The 20,460-nt window shown below is 32.1% G+C and carries 19 protein-coding genes; 16 read left to right on the forward strand and 3 right to left on the reverse strand.

Annotation, left to right across the window (positions count from 1 at the left end):
* The first annotated feature begins 369 nt into the window (after nucleotides 1-369).
* Both DG508_RS13830 and DG508_RS13835 read left to right on the forward strand, forming a co-directional pair.
* Nucleotides 370-1,254 (forward strand): LysR substrate-binding domain-containing protein, encoded by an 885-nt coding sequence (locus tag DG508_RS13830; protein WP_108868714.1) that lies wholly within the window; start codon nucleotides 370-372, stop codon nucleotides 1,252-1,254.
* Nucleotides 1,255-1,331: 77 nt separating this feature from the next.
* Nucleotides 1,332-2,249 (forward strand): YeiH family protein, encoded by a 918-nt coding sequence (locus tag DG508_RS13835; protein ID WP_108868715.1) that lies wholly within the window; start codon nucleotides 1,332-1,334, stop codon nucleotides 2,247-2,249.
* A 53-nt stretch (nucleotides 2,250-2,302) separates the two neighbouring features.
* On the opposite strand, the gene DG508_RS13840 is transcribed toward DG508_RS13835, so the two are convergent.
* Entirely contained in the window at nucleotides 2,303-3,040 is a 738-nt protein-coding gene (locus DG508_RS13840) for an SDR family oxidoreductase (RefSeq protein ID WP_108868716.1), read from the reverse strand.
* 65 nt (nucleotides 3,041-3,105) lie between these two features.
* Nucleotides 3,106-3,672, reverse strand: a complete 567-nt coding sequence (locus DG508_RS13845) for a Crp/Fnr family transcriptional regulator (protein ID WP_108868717.1) — start codon at nucleotides 3,670-3,672, stop codon at nucleotides 3,106-3,108.
* Nucleotides 3,673-3,999: 327 nt separating this feature from the next.
* Here DG508_RS13845 and DG508_RS13850 point away from each other — a divergent pair, with 327 nt between their 5' ends.
* The 9 genes from DG508_RS13850 to scpA all read left to right on the forward strand — a co-directional run bounded on the left by DG508_RS13850 (nucleotide 4,000) and on the right by scpA (nucleotide 14,170).
* On the forward strand, nucleotides 4,000-5,268 hold the full coding sequence (locus tag DG508_RS13850; RefSeq protein WP_108868718.1) for an MFS transporter: 1,269 nt from the start codon (nucleotides 4,000-4,002) through the stop codon (nucleotides 5,266-5,268).
* A 31-nt stretch (nucleotides 5,269-5,299) separates the two neighbouring features.
* A complete protein-coding gene (locus tag DG508_RS13855) occupies nucleotides 5,300-6,856 on the forward strand; it encodes a glycoside hydrolase family 3 protein (protein ID WP_108868719.1) in 1,557 nt (518 codons plus the stop codon).
* Nucleotides 6,857-6,858: 2 nt separating this feature from the next.
* Entirely contained in the window at nucleotides 6,859-7,938 is a 1,080-nt protein-coding gene (locus DG508_RS13860) for an anhydro-N-acetylmuramic acid kinase (protein WP_108868720.1), read from the forward strand.
* Between the two features lie 90 nt (nucleotides 7,939-8,028).
* The gene (gene udk, locus DG508_RS13865) at nucleotides 8,029-8,637 is read left to right on the forward strand and encodes a uridine kinase (protein WP_103866372.1); all 609 of its coding nucleotides are present in this window, start codon (nucleotides 8,029-8,031) and stop codon (nucleotides 8,635-8,637) included.
* 119 nt (nucleotides 8,638-8,756) lie between these two features.
* Nucleotides 8,757-9,035 carry an FtsB family cell division protein gene (locus tag DG508_RS13870; protein WP_369858613.1) on the forward strand — a complete coding sequence of 93 codons (279 nt, stop codon included), beginning with the start codon at nucleotides 8,757-8,759 and terminating at the stop codon, nucleotides 9,033-9,035.
* Nucleotides 9,028-10,395, forward strand: coding sequence for a methylmalonyl-CoA mutase subunit beta (locus tag DG508_RS13875; protein ID WP_108868753.1), 1,368 nt, complete (start codon nucleotides 9,028-9,030; stop codon nucleotides 10,393-10,395). The genes DG508_RS13870 and DG508_RS13875 overlap by 8 nt, the downstream gene beginning before the upstream one ends.
* A gap of 92 nt (nucleotides 10,396-10,487) precedes the next feature.
* Nucleotides 10,488-11,102: a hypothetical protein gene (locus tag DG508_RS13880; protein WP_159090834.1), complete on the forward strand. Its 615-nt coding sequence runs from the start codon at nucleotides 10,488-10,490 to the stop codon at nucleotides 11,100-11,102.
* A gap of 187 nt (nucleotides 11,103-11,289) precedes the next feature.
* Nucleotides 11,290-11,913 (forward strand): hypothetical protein, encoded by a 624-nt coding sequence (locus tag DG508_RS13885; protein WP_108868722.1) that lies wholly within the window; start codon nucleotides 11,290-11,292, stop codon nucleotides 11,911-11,913.
* Nucleotides 11,914-12,037: 124 nt separating this feature from the next.
* Nucleotides 12,038-14,170 (forward strand): methylmalonyl-CoA mutase, encoded by a 2,133-nt coding sequence (gene scpA, locus DG508_RS13890; RefSeq protein ID WP_108868723.1) that lies wholly within the window; start codon nucleotides 12,038-12,040, stop codon nucleotides 14,168-14,170.
* Between the two features lie 15 nt (nucleotides 14,171-14,185).
* Here the strand turns inward: scpA and DG508_RS13895 are convergent, their stop codons facing one another.
* A complete protein-coding gene (locus DG508_RS13895; protein WP_108868724.1) occupies nucleotides 14,186-15,925 on the reverse strand; it encodes a carboxypeptidase-like regulatory domain-containing protein in 1,740 nt (579 codons plus the stop codon).
* A gap of 473 nt (nucleotides 15,926-16,398) precedes the next feature.
* Here DG508_RS13895 and DG508_RS13900 point away from each other — a divergent pair, with 473 nt between their 5' ends.
* From DG508_RS13900 to dapB, 5 genes are all read left to right on the forward strand, one after another.
* Nucleotides 16,399-17,280 carry an SDR family oxidoreductase gene (locus DG508_RS13900; RefSeq protein WP_108868725.1) on the forward strand — a complete coding sequence of 294 codons (882 nt, stop codon included), beginning with the start codon at nucleotides 16,399-16,401 and terminating at the stop codon, nucleotides 17,278-17,280.
* A 140-nt stretch (nucleotides 17,281-17,420) separates the two neighbouring features.
* Nucleotides 17,421-18,185, forward strand: a complete 765-nt coding sequence (locus DG508_RS13905) for a ParA family protein (protein ID WP_108868726.1) — start codon at nucleotides 17,421-17,423, stop codon at nucleotides 18,183-18,185.
* Between the two features lie 7 nt (nucleotides 18,186-18,192).
* Nucleotides 18,193-19,107 carry a ParB/RepB/Spo0J family partition protein gene (locus DG508_RS13910; RefSeq protein WP_108868727.1) on the forward strand — a complete coding sequence of 305 codons (915 nt, stop codon included), beginning with the start codon at nucleotides 18,193-18,195 and terminating at the stop codon, nucleotides 19,105-19,107.
* Nucleotides 19,097-19,687, forward strand: a complete 591-nt coding sequence (locus DG508_RS13915; protein ID WP_234418233.1) for a DUF5683 domain-containing protein — start codon at nucleotides 19,097-19,099, stop codon at nucleotides 19,685-19,687. Before DG508_RS13910 ends, DG508_RS13915 begins: the two co-directional genes overlap by 11 nt.
* Before the next feature lie 48 nt (nucleotides 19,688-19,735).
* Nucleotides 19,736-20,434, forward strand: a complete 699-nt coding sequence (gene dapB, locus DG508_RS13920) for a 4-hydroxy-tetrahydrodipicolinate reductase (RefSeq protein ID WP_108868728.1) — start codon at nucleotides 19,736-19,738, stop codon at nucleotides 20,432-20,434.
* Nucleotides 20,435-20,460 lie beyond the last annotated feature (26 nt).

Genomic DNA, 20,460 nt, shown 5'->3' on the forward strand with positions numbered 1-20,460 from the left:
AAAAATATGTATTATTTACTAATTTAACAGGCTTTGGCAACGTTAATTCTATTCTAAATTAGCTTTGATTATATATGCAAACAATACTCATAGCAACACATGAATCGTATAAAACACAGGATATCAATTTATTATTATTACAAACCTATTAACAATTTCTGAACCAAGAATTTTTGTGATTTACTACAAAAACTATCTATATTATTTTACCATATAGTTGTCCTCTGTTTTACGTCAATACTTAACCTATAAATACACAACTATAGTAATTCTCTATATAGTTTTAATATAGTACTATTGGATTTTCTATATTAGCATCATAGTAGGCTTAGTCTGGGTATATTGATTAAGGCTTTTCATACAAATCAAATGAAAACAAAACTACATATATTCAAAGAGGTAGCGTACCATTTGAGTTTTACAAAAGCGGCAGAACATCTTTTTTTGTCTCAACCTGCAATCTCAAAAACCATACGTCTTTTGGAAGATGAATATAAAAGTACTTTTTTTTTAAGAAAAAGAAATTCTATCGAATTGACTGAAGATGGAAAAGTATTCTTAATCTACACAAAAAAAATATTGAAACTATACGCCGAATTAGATAATCAATTTCTAAGCTTAGAAGACGAGAAACCAACTCATATTACCTTTGGAGTAAGTACTACTTTAGCAAATTACATCGTTCCTAAAATCATTGCAAAATTTAGAAAACATTCTCCTCAAACTAATTTTATTGCAAAAAGTGGCAATTCTAAAGAGGTAGAAACATTGATTGTAAATCAACAAATAGATTTTGGCATTATAGAAGGGGAAAGAACGAATTATCAATTACAATTCAAAAAATTTATAAAGGACGAAATTGTTTTGGTTACTAATTCTAGAAATACCGATTTTAAAAATGGAGTAATCAGTAAAGATGATTTAACCAAAATTCCATTAATAGAACGAGAATTAGGCTCTGGTACTCGGCAGATTATATATAACAAGCTACAAGATTTAAATATCAATAAACTCAATATTCAAGTAGTTCTTAACAGTACAGAGGCTATCAAAAATTATTTATACTATTCAGATAGCTACGCTTTTGTTTCTATTAATGCTGTACATGAAGATTTACTAAATAATAAATTAAAAGTAATTGATATAAAAGATATCTCGTTTGAAAGATGGTTCTATTTCGTATCAAGAACAGGTTTTCAATCTAAAATCATGAACTATTTTGAAAAACTAATTACAAGCAACTATAACTTTTAGTTATCCTACATTCTACTATGTATTGCTCAAAAGTTATTTCTTAACACTATTTTTGCTTCAGTAATCAGGATATCATAATGGCCACTGTGCAAAAAATAATTTTCTTTCTCATCATCGTTTTAGCTTTATTGGGGTTTATAAATAGCCCTACAGCGTTACTACTAGGATTCACTTTTACATTTTTTTTCAAAAACCCATATTCACAATATAGCCAAATTGCAATCAATTACTTATTAAAAATTGCTGTGATTGGTCTGGGTTTTGGCATGTTCTTAAAAGAAACCCTTGCTACTAGTAAGAATAGCTTTGGGTTGACCTTTTTTTCTATTTTATTAACTGTTATACTGGGTATACTCTTGGGTAAAGCTTTAAAACTAGATAAAAAACTAAGTCATCTTATTACCTCTGGAACTTCTATTTGTGGTGGGAGTGCTATTGCTGCAATTTCACCTGTAATCAAAGCTGAATACAAAGCAATTAGCATTGCTTTGAGTGTCATATTTTTTTTAAACGCTATTGCTTTATTTGTATTTCCTGTGGCTGGCCATTATTTTGAATTAACCCAAAATCAATTTGGTGTATGGTGTGCTATTGCTATACATGATACCAGCTCTGTAATAGGTGCGGCTATTGATTATGGAGATGAAGCGTTGAGAACGGCAACAACAGTAAAACTTTCTAGAACACTCTGGATAATTCCTCTTTCTATTTTGTCTACTTTTCTTTTTAAAACCAAAGGAGAAAAAATAAAAATACCATATTTTATTATCGCTTTTATCGCGGCTATATTAATAAATAGCTGCCATATACTACCCACTACTATTACAGAGTCTATAGTAATGATCTCAAAACGATTATTGGTAATAACTCTTTTTTTGGTTGGGTCTTCATTATCTATTTCTGATCTTAAATCAACTGGATTCAAGCCCATATTATTTGCCTTAATCCTATGGGTATTCATATCTGTTATTTCATTGATCTTTATCCTTTATTAAAAACCTATAATAAAAAAGACATTCAATCCATAGAAAATTTGTCAACTTCATCACTATTTCAAACTATTTACTTTTTTAATCGCAAATTTTGGTGCGATTCTAGAAACAAAATAAAGCAATCTCGACCCTCCAATTCTAATCTCTTTTTTATCTTTTTTCAAACCAATAATCATCTCATCTACCGCTTTTTCTACAGAGATAGCAATTTTTGGTGGAGTCCCCTTGTGCCAAGGTGTTTTTACTGCTGGAAACATTACCTCTACCACTCTTGTTTGTGTATCTTTAAGTTGTATTCTTATTGTTTGAGTAAATGAGTGTAATGCAGTTTTTGTAGCATTATAAAACGAATAAGCCGCTTTTGGAGCATAAATCAACCCCGTAGTTATATTAATAATCATTGGTTTATTCTCTTTTAGAATAGGGTATATTAATTTTATGAGTCTTACAGGTGCCAAAAAATTAGTTTCAACCTCAGCATCTAGCATTGGTAAGATACCCTCTGTTTCAAAAAAAGGAGTTTGATGTACTATAGCAGCATTATTTATCAAAACATTTAATTGAGGGTACAGCTCTTTAATCCATTCAGATAATCGTTTACACTCTGCTGGTTTTGAAATATCACATTGATAAGTAATCACATTAGGCAACTTATATTTTGCTTCTTCTAGTTTTTGTGATGTTCTAGAGCAAATAATCACCTGATTGCCCATTTCTAGAAAACGCCCTGCCATCTCAAGTCCAAGCCCTGAGCTTCCTCCTGTGATAAGAATAGTACTATTAATAAACGTCATAATTCCATTTTTTTTGATTATTCGCCAAAAATAGAAAGTGATATATTATAAAAAATTGACCTATGTTAGTTCGTCATTTTTTTTCTTATTCTACTCAAAGATTCAGGCTTAATCCCTAAATAAGAAGCAATTGTCTGAAGTTTTACTCTTTTTTCTAAATCAGGAAATTCTTCAAGAAATATATGGTATCGTCTTTCTGCATTCAATAACAATAATTCTCGTTCTCTTTTTTCCTTAGTACAATATCCTTTTTGGAGTGCACTAATCAAAAATTTATCCCAATACGGATTGTTTTCCTGCAGTAAAAGCCACTCTGTATAACTGATATCCAGAATCTCTGAATGCTCTAACGCTTGAATAAAAAAATGTGAGGGTGTTTGGTATAGCATTGCAGAATATGAACTAAGTACATTACTTTCTGTTATAAATCCTTTTGTAAATTCATTTCCTTCGTTATCAATATAATAATATCTAAAAAGTCCGCTTTTGAGTATTGCAAACCTTTGAGGCACTTGCCCCTGAGTAATATAACACTCTTCTTTATCTATCTGTTTTACTCTGGAAATACCTATCAAATCAATTGACTCTTTTTCTGGAATATTTATTTTTGATAGAAGTGCTTGTGTATTCATATATTAAAATTATGCTATTATTTATACCGTTTGATTCAAGTGAAAAAATAGTTCTTTTTATCAATCGAAGTGTTTTTTTAATTCCATAATACAATTACTAATCAAAAAAGGCAACTATTAATTTACCTTTACTCCTACTTTTTGTTTTTCTATTACATCTCTATCGCTTATAAAGATATTTTCTTTGTATTTTTCGAAGATAAACCCTGTATTAATGAAAAATCTTACATGCTTCTCATCCTTTAATATGTTATATCACCCTCAAAAACAACCAAAAACAGATATCAAATACTAAAACTATATTTAGAGTTTTTCAAAAAATAGCATATGCCAATTTCAAACAAAGATAAAAACACATGGGCTTGGGTTCCTTCTTTATATTTTACAGAAGGATTACCCTACGTTATTATCATTACTGTTTCTGTAATCATGTATAAACAATTAGGGATTAACAATACTGATATCGCTTTATATACTAGCTGGCTCTATCTACCTTGGGTTCTAAAACCATTTTGGAGTCCATTTGTTGATATAAAAAGTACAAAACGCAACTGGTTCCTTACCATGCAATTACTCATTGCAATAGTATTTTTGGGAGTCGGTTTTACAATTCCCACTCATAATTTTTTTGTAGTAAGTCTTTCTCTTTTTTGGATTGCTTCTTTTGCTTCTGCTACCAATGACATTGCATCAGACGGGTATTATCTAATTGCGCTTTCAGAAAAGAAACAATCGCTCTTTTTAGGGATTCGAAGTACTTTTTATCGACTGGCCATGATAACAGGACAAGGGTTAATTGTTATAGTTGCAGGTTTTTTAGAAGAATATTATGGGGCTCCTCAAAAAGCTTGGTCATATACTATGATTATTACCGCCATCTTTATGATTATACTTACCGTAATGAATCTGCTTACAACTCCAAAAATAGAAGATCAAGCTACAACTAATGCCAAACCTTTGCGTTTTCTTGATGTTTTAGGAACATTCTTTGAGAAAAAAAATATAGGAATTGCTCTAGCTTTTATTCTTGTATATCGCCTAGGAGAATCACAGTTAGTCAAAATGGCATCCCCCTTTTTACTAGATAAAACAAAAGAAGGTGGATTAGCATTATCAACTACAGAAGTAGGAACTATTTATGGTACTTTTGGAGTTATTGCGTTAACTATTGGTGGTATTCTGGGAGGGGTTGTTATTTCTAAACATGGATTAAAAAAATGGATGCTCCCTATGATTTTGGCTCTCAATCTGCCTAATCTACTTTATGTGTTACTAGCGATATGGCAACCTTCTTCCATTTTATTTGCAACATTGGTCGTTATTATAGAGCAATTTGGATATGGTTTTGGCTTTGCTGCCTATCTCATGTTTTTGATTTATGTAGCAGATGGGGTTTCAAAAACTTCACATTATGCAATTGCAACTGGTTTTATGGCAATGGGTATGATGCTCCCTGGTATGTTAAGCGGTTTTATCCAACAAACACTTGGGTATACAGGTTTTTTTATCTGGGTAGCTATTGCAGCAATACCAGGTATTATCCTAACACGTTATATACAATACCCTGCAACTTATGGTAAAAAAGAAGCGAATTAAAATCATATAATAAAACAGCATTTCTCAATCTATGAACCTCTCAAAACTTACAAAAACAGAAAAAATTGGGCAATTTTTCTTTCCTGCTGCATTCATTAATGATACAGATAAGGAGATAAAAGAAATCGAAGAATTAATAAAAAATCATAAAATCGGAGGACTTACTTTTTTTCATAGTAGAGCTAGTGCAGCTACCAATTTTGAAGGGAAGAAAAAAGTAATTAGAAATGAAGATAGCTCAAATCGATTAGCACAACTTATTACACATTATCAGAGTATTGCCCACTCCCCTCTTTTGATAAGTATTGATGCAGAATGGGGACTAGCTATGCGAGTAGAAAACACCTCACACTATCCTTATGCTATTACTCTTGGTGCGCTTCCTGATCATAAAAAAGCACTGATCTATGAAGTAGGACAACATATTGGGTATGATCTTAAAAATATGGGGATCCACCTTAATCTAGCTCCTGTGGTCGATATTAATATCAATCCTAGTAATCCTGTAATTGGATATCGGTCTTTTGGAGAAGAGAAAAAACAGGTGACAGATAAATCTCTGGCTTTTTACAAAGGACTCAAAAGTGCTGGAATACTAGGTTGTTTTAAGCATTTTCCTGGACATGGCGATACCGCTGTAGATTCACATCTAGGTCTACCTATAATTTCTAAATCCAAACAAGAATTATATACAGAAGAACTCTACCCATTTATCAAAGCAATAGACTCGGGAGTAGACAGTATACTTATTGGTCATCTTGCGGTTCCCTCTCTCTCCCAAGGAAAAAACATATCAGCTACCTTATCAAAAGATATTATCAAAGGATTATTACGTCAGGAATTAGGCTTTGATGGAGTTGTTATCTCTGATGCACTTAATATGCATAGTGTTTCTAAACTTTATACTGAAAAGGGAATGCTGGAATGGAAAGCTTTTGATGCAGGAAATGATATTTTGTGCTTTGCCGAAAATGTAGAAGAAGGTATCCTTGCTATCGAAAAAAATGCTACCAACCTACAAATTGAAGAAAGTTTCGAAAGAATTCAAAAATTAAAACAAAAAGCATTCATAGAAAACAGCACCGATCATACTTTTGATTTTGAAAAAACAAATGCTTTAAATTATTCTATTGCCAAAGGATCAATTACTCACTATAAATCAAACATAAAAAGTTTTGAAAAATTTAGTGTCGAAAATTTTGACGCCATTGTTTATGGTAAATCTACAGATTGTACGTTTTTTAAAGAAATTATAAAATCAAAGAACTGTACCGTTATGAGTGACACTCACCTCTCACTAGCAGATTCTTCTGATAACATCTTGATCGCATTATTTCCTCCATCTATAAAACCGATGAATGAATTTGGTATTACTCCTGAAATCAAAGAAAACATAATCAAGTTGAGTGCTACAAAAAATGTTACGCTATATCTCTTTGGCAATCCTTATACTATAAAGATTTTACCTACCAAAAATATTAATAACATAATAATTGCCTATCAGGATTTTGATGCTTTTCAGCAAGTCGCTGCGCAACACTTTATTAAACAATATAACACTATTGGTAACTCTCCTGTACAACTCTAGATATGAACACTAAAAATCAATACACTGTAATTGGCTTAATGTCTGGCACCTCTCTAGATGGTTTAGATATTGCCAATTGTCATTTTGAAAAAAAAGGTCAAAACTGGGTATTCTCTATCCTCAATACCAGTAGTATTGATTATACACCTGATTTTAAAGAAAAGTTGAAAAATTCTATCTATATGGATACAGCTTCTTTACTGGCTTTTCATAATGAATATGGCAACTGGTTAGGCAATCAAGTCAAAAAATTTATAACTCAGAATAACATTCAAGTAGATTTTATTGCGAGTCATGGCCATACTGTTTTTCATCAACCAGAAATTGGACTTACCTACCAAATAGGCTCTGGGCAGCATTTGGCTAATGCTTGTAAAAAAAAAGTGATATGTGACTTTAGAACCAAAGACGTAGCGCTTGGCGGCCAAGGAGCTCCCCTTGTTCCGGTAGGAGATCAATTATTATTTGACACTTATGATTTTTGCCTTAATCTAGGAGGAATCAGTAATATTTCTTTTAATCTAGATAAAAAAAGAATTGCCTATGATATATCTCCTGCCAATATGTTGCTCAATTACATCTGTGCTACAATTGATAAAGCATATGACAAAGGAGGAAAAATAGCTGAGACTGGAACTTTAAACAGTTCATTATTAAAAACACTAAATTCTCTAGACTATTATCAACTCCCACATCCTAAATCATTAGGATATGAATGGTTCTCAGAAAAAGTAATTCCAATTATTGACCAAACTCAGGATACACCAGAAAACTTATTACATACCGCCGTTCATCATATCGCTCATCAAATTGCTACTTGCATCATTGCAACCAATAAAAAGCACACATCGCTATTGATCACAGGAGGTGGTGCAAAAAATGATTTTCTTATTAAAATACTACAACAAAAACTACATAATTTTGCTACTGTAATTGTACCAGAAGAAAAGGTTATTGATTTTAAAGAAGCACTAATTTTTGCCTTTATGGGAGTATTAAAAGAACGAAATGAAATCAATTGCTTACACTCTGTTACTGGTGCCCATAAAGACTCTTCATCAGGTGTAATTTATCATCCATAATAACAGTATAGTATACACCTATTTTTTACTTATAATGTTCATTCACTATAATACTCGAAAACAATTTTTACATTTGCCAAAAAATCAAAAATGCTAATTATCGGTATCGCCGGAGGAACTGGTTGTGGTAAAACCACTGTTGTAAATCATATTATAAATGAATTACCAGAAAATGAGGTATGTGTCATCTCTCAAGACTCATATTATAAAGACACCAGTCACCTTACCTATGATGAGAGAGTACTCATAAATTTTGACCACCCTCAATCTATAGATTTTGATCTACTAGGAGAACACCTTATTGCTCTTAGAAAAGGAGAAACTATCGAACAACCGATATATTCTTTTGTAGAACATAATCGTACTGGTAAAACTGTTACTACCGCACCGAGCAAAGTAATCATCGTAGAAGGGATTTTGATTCTTACCAATGCTAAAATAAGAGATATGTTTGACATCAAAATATATGTGCAAACTGATAGCGATGAACGGTTAATAAGAAGATTAAAAAGAGATATTTCTGAACGAGGTAGAGATATGGATGAGGTTTTAGACCGATATCAAAACACATTAAAACCCATGCATCAGCAATTCATTGATCCAACCAAAGAATTTGCTGATCTTATTATACCCAACAATAACTATAATAATGTAGCTGTAGATATTGTACGAACCATTATCAAGGAGCGTTTGAATTAACTTTTTGTACCTTTACACCAATAATATTCTTAATTAGATTGAAGTTAAAGCAATATTTTCAGAAACTAAAAAACAAACCGGCACTCATTCCGATATTTGCTATATTTTTAAATAAATATGTGCTCATAATTTTATTATTCATTATATGGATGTTGTTTCTTGATACAAACTCATGGCTAATTCATAGAGAATTAGATGAGGAAATACAGGAACTTGAGGATAATAAAAAGTACTATATAAAAGAGATTGTAAAAGATCAAAAAAACATCAAAGTATTAAAAGATAGTAGCGAGCTGGAAAAATTTGCCCGAGAAGAATATTTTATGAAACGAGATAATGAAGAAATATACATTATCGAGTATGAAGATAGTATACCTAAAAATGATAAAGATGACTAAATCCCTATTTGATAGTTTTGATGAAGTTTCTGCAAAAGAGTGGAAACAAAAAATTCAATTTGACCTCAAAGGCGCTGATTATAATGAAGCATTGATTTATAATTCTTTAGAAGGGATTGATATTAAACCTTTCTACCATCAAGAAGATGTAGCAGCTATTGACACCCCTGTTACACATCCTGTTTCTTGGAAAAATGCTTTAAAAATAGTTGTAGAACAAACAACAACTAGTAATCAAAAAGCACTGAGCTCTATAAAGAAAGGTGCAGAGAGTATTCATTTTGTAATCACACAAAAAGAGACTGATGCAAAAGAGCTTTTGAAAGGTATCCCTTCAACTATCAATATTTTTGTAGAAACTCAATTTCTATGTGCTTCATATATTCAGAAATTAAACAACATTGCTGATAAAACTGATTTGAATATTTTTGTTTTAACAGATATCATAGGTAATCTAGCAAAAACAGGAAATTGGTTTGATAATTTAAAGAATGATCATTCTTTATTAAAAGAAATCATATGCAGTTCTCATCTCAAAAGTAGCCTTAGTATTGATATCGGATTGTATCAAAATGCTGGTGCGACTATGGTACAACAATTAGCCTATGGATTGGCACACGCAAATGAATATTTGAATCATTGTAACAACACAAAAATATCTTTAGGAAAAACGCCTATAGTTTTTAAAGTTGCAGTAGGTGGTAATTACTTTTTTGAAATTGCAAAATTAAGAGCCCTTAGATGGTTATGGAAAACGTTGGCTTCAGAATATAATACACTATCAGAATGTCATATCATTGCATACCCTTCTCATAGAAATAAAACTATTCTTGATTACAATGTAAATATGTTACGTACTACTACAGAATGTATGAGTGCTATATTAGGTGGTGCAGATACTGTACAAAATTTACCTTATGATGATGTATACCATCTTGAGAATGATTTTGGCACAAGGATTTCTTTAAATCAATTATTACTCCTCAAAAATGAAAGTTATTTTGATATCGTATCCAATCCAGCATCAGGATCGTATTATATAGAGAGTTTGACAAATCAATTGGCAGAAAAAGCTTTAGCACTATTCAAAAACATTGAAGATAGTGGTGGATTCTTAAAACAGCTAAAATCGGGCACTCTTCAGAAAAAAATAAAAGAGAGTGCTACCAAAGAACAAGAATTATTTGATAATGAAAATATCGTTCTTACTGGAACAAACAAGTATCAAAACTCAAATGAGCATATTCCTGAGATTCAGAAACCTATTTTTCCTGAAAAAAAGGTTAGAAAAACACTATTAGCTCCAATACTAACAAAAAGGTTATCAGAAAAAATTGAAAAAAAAGCTATGCATGCATAGCATAAGTCATTAATTTTTTGTACTTTACAAAGACCTAACATTTTTTATAACTTAATTTTAATCTCATGCCCCTAAGGATTAAATATAAGGTTGTGTTACTTTTTTTACCGCTATTTATAAGCATTATTGGTAATACTCAAACCTCTGCAGAAAACTTTGATTGTCTTAAAATTGATAATCAAGGATTACTAAACCAATCATTTACTTCATTTGAAAAAGACTTGTTCGCTCATTATAAATTCAATAATGATACTATCAAAACATATAGAACCTTTCTTACAGAAGTTTACAATTTGTCAATAAATCTCAGAAAACTCCCTTCTCAAAACTCTATCCGTCTTGCACGTATATATAAACAAAAAGCTACAGATAGAAACTCTCTTTGGGTATTACTTAGCCAATATGACGAAGAAATGGTTGCTTCAGAAGAAAACACTACTATAAAAACTGGTACAGATAAAGAAGAGGTACTAACTTTTAACTATCGAGGAGGTTTCATACAATGCTTAAAAAACACCAGTAATAGTGAAAATTTTAAAGATATCATCGATATGTTAGAATATGATGGTAACGTAAGCCCATCTTTAATTGCTCAAAAACTACATGATTTGCCAACTGAGGAATTCAATAGCTATGAGGTAAAAAGTTTTATTGCTTTCGATATTTATTATTCTATTTTATTAGTCATAGAAAAAGCTTTTAAATAATCTGCTACCTACCATCTTTTGGCACAAAACACTATCTTTCAAATAGTAATACATCAAAAAATAATGCTCTTTTTTTGATTAAATTCAAAAAAAACATAATAAAACGTTAATATATACTAACTTATTGTTAACTTTCGCCTAATTTTTAAAACAAAACTTATACACTAACATTACTAAATCTAAATTAATGCCCCTTAAGATTAGATCTAGAATTATAGCCTTGTCTTTATTATTATGTATAAAGGCTACTTATTCTCAATCTGGTATCAACTGTTATGATGTAGATGAAACTGGTATCATAAAAAAAGCATACAATTCTTTTGAAAATGATTTGTTTGCGCATTATAAGTTTGGCACTGATTCTATAAAAACCTATCGAACTTTTCTGGCAGAAGTGGCCAGTCTATCGATTGATCTTAGAAAACTCCCCTCAGAAAACTCGATTCGCCTAGCACGAGAGTTTAAAAAAATAGCAAACAATAAAAATTCACTTTGGATTAAATTAAGTGAATATGAAAACAATGAGACTATAACAAAAGTACCTCCTACCAATAAAAAAAATCAAAAAGAACTTCTAATTTTTAATTATAGAGGTGGTTACATCCAGTGTCTCAAAAACACTACTAATAGTAATGATTTTAAAGATCTAATTTCTACACTCGAAAAAGATGGAAATGTGAGCACCTCACTGATTTCTCAAAAGATATATTATATTACTGATAAAGAACTTCGTACATCAGGAATAAAAAACTTTATTGCTTTTGATATATACTACTCTATTTTAATGGTTATTGAAAAAGCTTTTAATTAATTTTTTTACATTATTCTCTATAAACTTACTTGTGAATTGTATTTTTTTAATAAAAATCAGTTTTAAAACCTTAATTTTATAGCCTTGTTAATTTATCATCCTGAAAAAAATGAGGCTTTGAGCTATGAATAGAAAAGACATACAACATATACAATTAGCAAAAGTAGCAACACCAAACAAATCACAGCAGACTTCTACCTATAGCACACCTGAAGGGATCAATATAAAATCAACTTATAACAAAGATGATCTTGGCTCTATAGATCACCTTAATTTCTCTGCAGGAATACCCCCTTATCTACGCGGCCCTTACTCTACGATGTATGTTCGTAGACCATGGACTATAAGACAATATGCAGGGTTTTCTACAGCAGAAGAAAGTAATGCTTTTTATCGCAGAAATCTTGCTGCTGGACAAAAAGGATTATCCGTAGCCTTTGATTTGGCTACACATCGTGGATACGATAGTGATCATGAACGCGTATTTGGTGATGTTGGTATGGCAGGGGTAGCTATTGATACGGTAGAGGATATGAAAATATTATTTGATCAAATTCCTCTTGATAAAATGTCTGTTTCTATGACTATGAATGGTGCTGTTTTACCCATTATGGCATTTTATATTGTTGCAGCAGAAGAGCAAGGTGTTGATAAAAAATTACTTTCAGGAACAATCCAAAACGATATCCTCAAAGAATTTATGGTGCGTAATACTTATGTATATCCTCCTACTCCATCCATGCGAATTATAGGAGATATCTTTGAGTATTGCTCTAAGAATATGCCAAAATTTAACCCTATAAGCATCTCTGGGTATCATATGCAAGAAGCAGGCGCAACCTGTGATATAGAATTAGCATATACCCTTGCAGATGGATTAGAATATATACGTAAAGGAATAGAAGCAGGAATGGATGTAGATGCATTTGCTCCTCGTCTCTCTTTCTTTTGGGCAATCGGTATGAATCATTTTATGGAAATTGCTAAAATGCGTGCAGCACGTATGCTATGGGCAAAACTGATCCAGCAATTCAACCCAAAAAACCCAAAATCATTAATGCTCCGTACGCACTGTCAAACTAGTGGATGGAGTCTTACTGCCCAAGATCCTTTTAACAACGTAGCACGAACTTGTATAGAAGCCAGCGCCGCCGCTTTTGGAGGCACACAAAGTTTACACACCAATGCATTGGATGAAGCCATTGCATTACCAACAGATTTTTCGGCAAGAATTGCCAGAAACACACAAATATATCTGCAAGAAGAGACTCGAATTACACGCACAGTAGACCCATGGGCAGGTAGCTACTATGTAGAATCTTTGACAAATGATATTGCAGAAAAAGCTTGGAAACTTCTGGAAGAAGTAGAAGAATTAGGAGGAATGACCAAGGCTATCGAAGCTGGAATTCCTAAAATGAGAATAGAGGAAGCCGCTGCCCGTAAACAAGCAAGGATTGATAGTGAACAAGATGTTATCATTGGTGTAAACAAATACACCCTAGAAGAGGAAGAAGCTATCAAAACCTTAAAAGTCGACAATCAAGCTGTAAGAACCCAACAGATAGAAGGACTTACCAGAGTAAAGGCTTCAAGAAATGAAGAAGATGTACAACAAGCTTTAAAAAAATTAACGCTGGCAGCAACAGATGATCATCAAAATTTATTAGAATTAGCTGTAGATGCAGCAAGGCTTAGAGCTACTTTAGGAGAAATCAGTGATGCCCTAGAAAAAGAATTCGGAAGATATAAAGCAGAAATAAAATCATTTACAGGAGTGTATGCCAAAGAGATAAAAGATGATGCTTCTTTTAATAAAGCAAGAGAACTCGCAAATCAATATGCAGATTTAGAAGGACGAAGACCCAGAATCATGATTGCCAAGATGGGGCAAGATGGTCATGATCGTGGCGCAAAAGTAGTAGCCACCAGTTATGCAGATGTAGGCTTTGATGTAGATATAGGGCCATTGTTTCAAACACCAGCAGAAGCTGCAAAACAAGCAGTAGAAAACGATGTACATATTGTAGGCGTTTCCTCTCTCGCTGGAGGTCACAAAACATTAGTCCCACAAATCGTTGCTGAACTCAAAAAATATAACAGAGAAGATATTATGGTTATAGTAGGAGGAGTAATCCCCCCTGATGACTATGACTTTCTTTTTGAGGCTGGTGCAGTTGCCATTTTTGGCCCTGGTACAAAAATAAGTGATGCCGCTATTACAATATTAGAAATTCTAATTTCTACATTCGAATAATACAAAAATATCCTTTTACCTAAACAATGAGTTAAATGTAAATAATTGCATTTTATGGTTATATTTATTGAGTTTGAATAGTTTGACATCTTTTACTTGATTCTCCCTACCCCAATTCCTGTAAACCGTTGCTTTTAAATAAGTAGGCACATTTTTCTTATTCCCTAAATACTTTATATTTATCAACCACTCCCCTTTATTTAAATTATAAATAAAAAACTCATCAGAAGAATACCCTTTTATCTTCTCATCAAGAATACGATCCTTACTTTTTTCTTGAGAATGCTCGTAAACAAAAGAATTTAACTCGGGATCAACAAATTCTAATAAAAACTCTGCCTCAGAGGTATTCCATTCAAAAACAACACGAATATCACTAGTCAATGTTTCTTCTTCTTCTTTTTTAATTTCAAAAGTTTCTTTAATTTTTGCTACATCTTTTTTATGGGTATACAAATACTTCATTTCATTATAAACCATTTGCTCAATACCTTTTTCTTCTAATTTAAACCCTCGTTGTAAATACCTTAAATACATATCCCATGCATTTTGATATTCTCTGTTTGCAAAATAAGAATTCGCTAAATCTCGAAAAGACTGTGCATAAGAAGGTCTTAAATAAACAATTGTATTATAAACATTCAGAGCTTTTGATTGCTCTCCTAGCTCCTCATATGTATATGCAAGAGCCTTAAGAGCTTCTGCATTTTCATGAAACTCCTTTTCCATATCTGATAATACTTCTAAAGAAAGTTTTCTATTGTTTTTTTCTTTTTTGAAATAAGTAGCTATATCTAGATAAAAACTCGGTTGTTTTTTATGCTTATTTAATAAAGCTCTATAAGCTTCATACAATCCAGTATCGGTAGCGCTTGAATTTACTTTTTTAAAATCATCAATAATTGTAGTTGATACAGCATCTATATAAGGGAAAGCATCATTTTTATATTGATTACCCCTAGCTTTTTGTTCTGCTTTATGTGTATTAAGAAATATTGAGCTCTTTGTTGTTACAACAATCACTCCTCCTGCTCCTCGCATTCCATAATTTGTTGTCCCTCCTAAACCTTTAAGAACTACCATATGTTCTATATCATTTATATCAATATGAGGAGGGTAATTATAAACAACTCCATCAATATCCCAAATTGCAAATCCATTTTTTTCACTCATTACTGGCCGCACTCTAACTCTTTTTCTACCAAGTCCATCATTAGAAATACCATAAGTAGGAATAACTCCTTGTATCGCTTCTATCAAATCTACACCCCCTCTATTAAGGTGTTTTCCTTCTACGAGCCAATAAGAAAATGCCGAACTTTTCATATCAATTTCTCCATAAGCAGTATTCAACTTATCTAATTCTGTTTTTTTTGCTAAAGAATATTGTTTTTTATCAGCCTCTTTTTTAATCAAAACTTCATCTAGCTTATTAACATCGTTTGTCATCTTGATATTGAGAAGTTGAGTAACATCTTCTACAATAATTTCTACTGTTTTTTTCCCTACAAAAGAAAACTGGATAGTTTCTCTTTCTGATGCTTCTATATAATAATAGCCTTTTTCATCTGTAATTGTTCTCCTATTTTTATTCTTTACAAAAATGTTAACATTTTTTATAGGAATATTATCGGCTGTAACATATCCATAGATTTTATGTAAACTTGATTTTGATTGAGCAGAAAGAAAAGAAAAACCTCCTAGTAGAGATAGAGCCAAAATCATCCAAGAAAATAAGTACTTTTTTATAATCATAAGAATGTAGAGTTAAAAGGTAAAAATTGCATTACAAAAATCAACTATAAACTAAATTTAATTGATTTACTGAACATTACAATAGGCTTTAACGTTCTATTATGTATGTCATAACAAGACAAAACGTTACCTAATTAGTAGCATTTCTTTACTAATTTTATAATTCTCATGTATTAGATCACAACTGCATAAAAACCAACATTAATTCATCTATTATGACTGAGTAATATATGATAGGTCTATTGTGATTATAAACCAGTACTCTTTATTATTTTTCAGTAAGCAATCTTTTTTTTTACTAGCTACCTCACTGATAATCAAACACACTAACTAAATGTTGTTTTTTTAAACTTCGTATTACGTAGTGCATTATAATTAATAGTATTTTAGCTAAATAGCTAAAAGGAGGTGTTAAAAAAACTATGCATGCATAGTTTTTTTAGTACTTTAGCAAAATATCGATACTTATACTTATGAACTATACAGATAAAATGCTTCGTGACGGAGCGCTAAAAGGAAAAAATATTGTTGTTACTGGTGGAGGTAGCGGGCTAGGTAAATCTATGACTCGGTATTTTTTAGAACTTGGAGCCAATGTAGCTATTTCCTCTCGTAATTTAGAGAAGTTACAAAATACTGCCAAAGAACTAGAAGCCGAAACAGGTGGTACATGCCTACCTGTACAATGTGATGTTAGAGAGTATGATCAGGTAGAAGCTATGAGAGATCAAGTTCTAGATGCTTTTGGATCTGTAGATATATTACTTAACAATGCTGCTGGAAATTTTATTTCTCCAACAGAACGTTTATCTCACCGTGCATTTGATATTATAATCGATATTGTACTAAAGGGAACCAAAAACTGTACTCTTGCCTTTGGAAAATACTGGATTGAGAACAAGTATAAGAATACTGTGGTCCTTAATATTGTAACAACATACGCATGGACTGGATCTGCCTATGTAGTACCAAGTGCAACTGCAAAAGCAGGAGTATTGGCAATGACTAGATCATTGGCAGTAGAATGGGCAAAATACGGCATGCGTTTTAATGCTATTGCTCCAGGCCCTTTTCCTACAAAAGGAGCATGGGATCGATTATTACCAGGAGATCTCAAAGATAAAATAGATATGGCAAAGCAAGTACCTCTTGCACGAGTAGGTGATCATCAAGAACTTGCAAATCTTGCCGCTTATTTAGTTTCTGACTTTTCTGCATACGTAAATGGTGAAGTAGTAACTCTAGATGGAGGTGAATGGTTAAAAGGAGCTGGTCAATTCAATTTATTGGAGCAAATACCTGAAGAAATGTGGGATCAACTCGAAGCAATGATTAGAGCAAAAAAAAATAAGTAAAATTTTATTAACAATAATAAAAGTAGATCAGACCATTCACACAGGGGGATGGTCTTTTTTATTTCTTACTGTTAACATTTTTCATTTTTATAATATATAATAAATCGTATTTTTATCGCTATAAATCCAAATCTCCCCCTATGGGTAAAATAATAGCGATTGCCAATCAAAAAGGTGGTGTAGGTAAAACTACTACCTCAGTAAATTTAGCAGCTTCTCTAGGTGTTTTAGAGAAAAAAGTACTTCTTATCGATGCCGATCCGCAAGCCAATGCGACTTCTGGACTAGGATTAGATGTAGAAAGTATTGAGAAAGGAACTTATCAAATCCTTGAACATACAGTAACACCTCTAGATGCAATTTTGGAGACAAATGCTCCAAATGTAGATATCATCCCAGCACATATTGACCTTGTGGCTATTGAGATAGAGCTTGTTGACAAAGATCAACGTGAGTATATGTTGAAAAAAGTTATAGAAGGTTTAAAATCTGAATATGATTATATCCTTATAGATTGTGCCCCGTCTCTTGGTTTATTAACTCTAAATGCATTGACCGCAGCGGATTCTGTAATGATCCCTATTCAATGTGAGTATTTTGCCTTAGAAGGATTAGGAAAACTTTTGAACACTATAAAAAGTGTACAAAAAGTTCATAATCAAAACCTAGATATAGAAGGATTACTCCTTACTATGTATGATTCGAGATTAAGATTATCAAATCAGGTAGTAGAAGAAGTTCAAAAACACTTTAATGAAATGGTGTTTAAAACAATTATTCAAAGGAATATTCGTTTAAGTGAAGCTCCTAGTTATGGTGAAAGCATAATTAATTATGATGCTTCTAGCAAAGGTGCCAGTAATTACTTAAGTTTGGCACACGAAATTATTAAGAAAAATAGTTAAGGACAACATGGCGAAGGCAACCAAAAAACAGGCGTTAGGTAGAGGATTATCAGCATTATTAAAAGATCCTGATAATGATATAAAATCTGTTGAGGATAAAAATGCAGATAAAGTAGTAGGTAACATTATAGAATTAGAACTAGAAAGTATAGAGGTCAACCCTTTTCAACCTCGTACAAGTTTTAATGATGAAACCATACGAGAACTTGCTACCTCTATAAAAGAAATAGGTGTTATACAACCTATAACGGTAAGGAAACTAGATTTCAACAACTATCAGCTAGTCAGTGGGGAACGACGTTTTAGAGCTTCTAAATTAGTAGGACTAAAAACGATTCCTGCTTACATTCGTATTGCCAATGATCAGGAGTCTCTAACCATGGCGCTGGTAGAGAATATACAAAGACAAGACTTAGATCCTATAGAGATCGCATTGTCTTACCAGCGACTTATTGATGAGATTAGTCTTACTCAAGAACAATTGAGTGACAGAGTAGGTAAAAAAAGATCTACTATTGCCAATTACCTCAGATTACTCAAACTAGACCCAATTGTGCAAACAGGAATGCGAGATGGTTTTATATCAATGGGCCATGGTCGCGCTTTGATTAATATAGAAGACCAGCAACAACAATTGGATATCTATGAGAGTATTATAGGAAAATCATTATCGGTTAGAGATACAGAGCAACTGGTTCGATCTATTAATAACAAAGACGAAAACCCAAGTACGGATAGCAAAGTTTCTAAAACTAATGAAATACCTGTTCATGTAAAAAAAGGAATAAAAGAGTTTTCTGACTACTTTGGCGCAAAAATTGATGTAAAAATCTCTGGAAAAGGAAGTGGTAAACTTATCATACCATTTTCTTCTGAAGAAGATTTCAAACGTATAAAGAAACTTATAAATAGTGAAGATTAAATTCTTTTATATTACTCTTTTTGTATTACTTTCTATTCACACTATTTCTGCACAAGAAAATGACGAATTAAAAGTTACTACAGAAGAAGTTCCCGTAAAAAAGAAAAAGAAAGAAAAGAAAAGAAAAATTCGCCCATACGAGCCTTTAGCTCCTGCAAGGGCGGCATTTTATTCTGCTGTTCTTCCTGGACTTGGTCAAGCATACACCAAAAAATATTGGAAAATTCCTATTGTATATGCTGCCATAGGAACAGGAGTTTATTTCTATATCGATAATAATAATAATTACAATCGTTTCAGAGATATTTACAAACGTAGACTCGCAGGATTTACAGATGATGAATTCCCTAACATAACCAATGATCAATTAATATCATTACAAGATCGTTTTCGTCGTGATAAAGAGTTATCATTGTTGGTAACTGTAGGGATATATCTTCTCAATATAGTAGATGCCAATGTAACTGCACATTTAATGCAATATAACGTTACAGATGACCTTTCTTTTAAACCAAAAATAAATTTTAACGAGTTTGACAGTAAACCCAATTATGGAATGTCACTCAATTATAGTTTTTAAGGGATTCTAACTAATTTTTCTAAAAACTAATTAATACCAACCAAAAATATGAAAATTGCCTTACTAGGATATGGTAAAATGGGTAAAACCATAGAAAAAATTGCAATAGAGCGAGGCCATACTATAGTGCTGAAAGTAGATAAAGATGATACCACATATGATCTTTCTGATGCAGATGTGGCAATAGATTTTAGTATTCCCTCTGCTGCTGTAAATAACATCACAAATTGTTTCAATACAAATACTCCTGTTATCTCGGGAACTACTGGTTGGCTAGATCATTATGATGATATGATCACATTATGCAAAGAAAAAAAAGGAGGATTTATTTATGCTTCTAATTATAGTTTGGGTGTAAATTTATTTTTTGAACTCAATAAAAAGTTAGCAAAAATGATGAAGCCTCTAGAAGGATATGAGATTGCTATGGAGGAAATTCATCATACAGAAAAACTAGATGCTCCTAGTGGAACCGCAATAACACTTGCAGAAGGGATCATTGAAAACTCAAACAAAGAAGCTTGGCAATTGGATAGTAATGACAAAAACACAATTCCAATCACTGCAAAAAGAATCGATAAAACCCCTGGTACACATACTGTAACTTATTCTTCGGCCGTTGATGATATCGAAATCAAACATACTGCACACAACCGTAATGGATTTGCTCTAGGTGCAGTAGTGGCTGCAGAATGGCTAAAAGATAAAACAGGAGTTTATAATATGAAAGACGTATTAGGACTATAAAAGTGTAACATTACACACAAAAGAAG

This window comes from Aquimarina aquimarini (assembly GCF_900299535.1).
GTDB classification, from domain to species: domain Bacteria; phylum Bacteroidota; class Bacteroidia; order Flavobacteriales; family Flavobacteriaceae; genus Aquimarina; species Aquimarina aquimarini.

Coding starts and splice junctions, on each gene's coding strand:
- DG508_RS13840 (WP_108868716.1), bottom strand. CDS start 3,040: ATGACGTTTATTAATAGTACTATTCTTATCACAGGAGGAAGCTCAGGG.
- DG508_RS13875 (WP_108868753.1), top strand. CDS start 9,028: ATGACTAAATCCCTATTTGATAGTTTTGATGAAGTTTCTGCAAAAGAG.
- DG508_RS13835 (WP_108868715.1), top strand. CDS start 1,332: ATGGCCACTGTGCAAAAAATAATTTTCTTTCTCATCATCGTTTTAGCT.
- scpA (WP_108868723.1), top strand. CDS start 12,038: ATGAATAGAAAAGACATACAACATATACAATTAGCAAAAGTAGCAACA.
- DG508_RS13850 (WP_108868718.1), top strand. CDS start 4,000: ATGCCAATTTCAAACAAAGATAAAAACACATGGGCTTGGGTTCCTTCT.
- DG508_RS13905 (WP_108868726.1), top strand. CDS start 17,421: ATGGGTAAAATAATAGCGATTGCCAATCAAAAAGGTGGTGTAGGTAAA.
- udk (WP_103866372.1), top strand. CDS start 8,029: ATGCTAATTATCGGTATCGCCGGAGGAACTGGTTGTGGTAAAACCACT.
- DG508_RS13830 (WP_108868714.1), top strand. CDS start 370: ATGAAAACAAAACTACATATATTCAAAGAGGTAGCGTACCATTTGAGT.
- DG508_RS13900 (WP_108868725.1), top strand. CDS start 16,399: ATGAACTATACAGATAAAATGCTTCGTGACGGAGCGCTAAAAGGAAAA.
- dapB (WP_108868728.1), top strand. CDS start 19,736: ATGAAAATTGCCTTACTAGGATATGGTAAAATGGGTAAAACCATAGAA.
- DG508_RS13885 (WP_108868722.1), top strand. CDS start 11,290: ATGCCCCTTAAGATTAGATCTAGAATTATAGCCTTGTCTTTATTATTA.
- DG508_RS13860 (WP_108868720.1), top strand. CDS start 6,859: ATGAACACTAAAAATCAATACACTGTAATTGGCTTAATGTCTGGCACC.
- DG508_RS13910 (WP_108868727.1), top strand. CDS start 18,193: ATGGCGAAGGCAACCAAAAAACAGGCGTTAGGTAGAGGATTATCAGCA.
- DG508_RS13895 (WP_108868724.1), bottom strand. CDS start 15,925: ATGATTATAAAAAAGTACTTATTTTCTTGGATGATTTTGGCTCTATCT.
- DG508_RS13855 (WP_108868719.1), top strand. CDS start 5,300: ATGAACCTCTCAAAACTTACAAAAACAGAAAAAATTGGGCAATTTTTC.
- DG508_RS13845 (WP_108868717.1), bottom strand. CDS start 3,672: ATGAATACACAAGCACTTCTATCAAAAATAAATATTCCAGAAAAAGAG.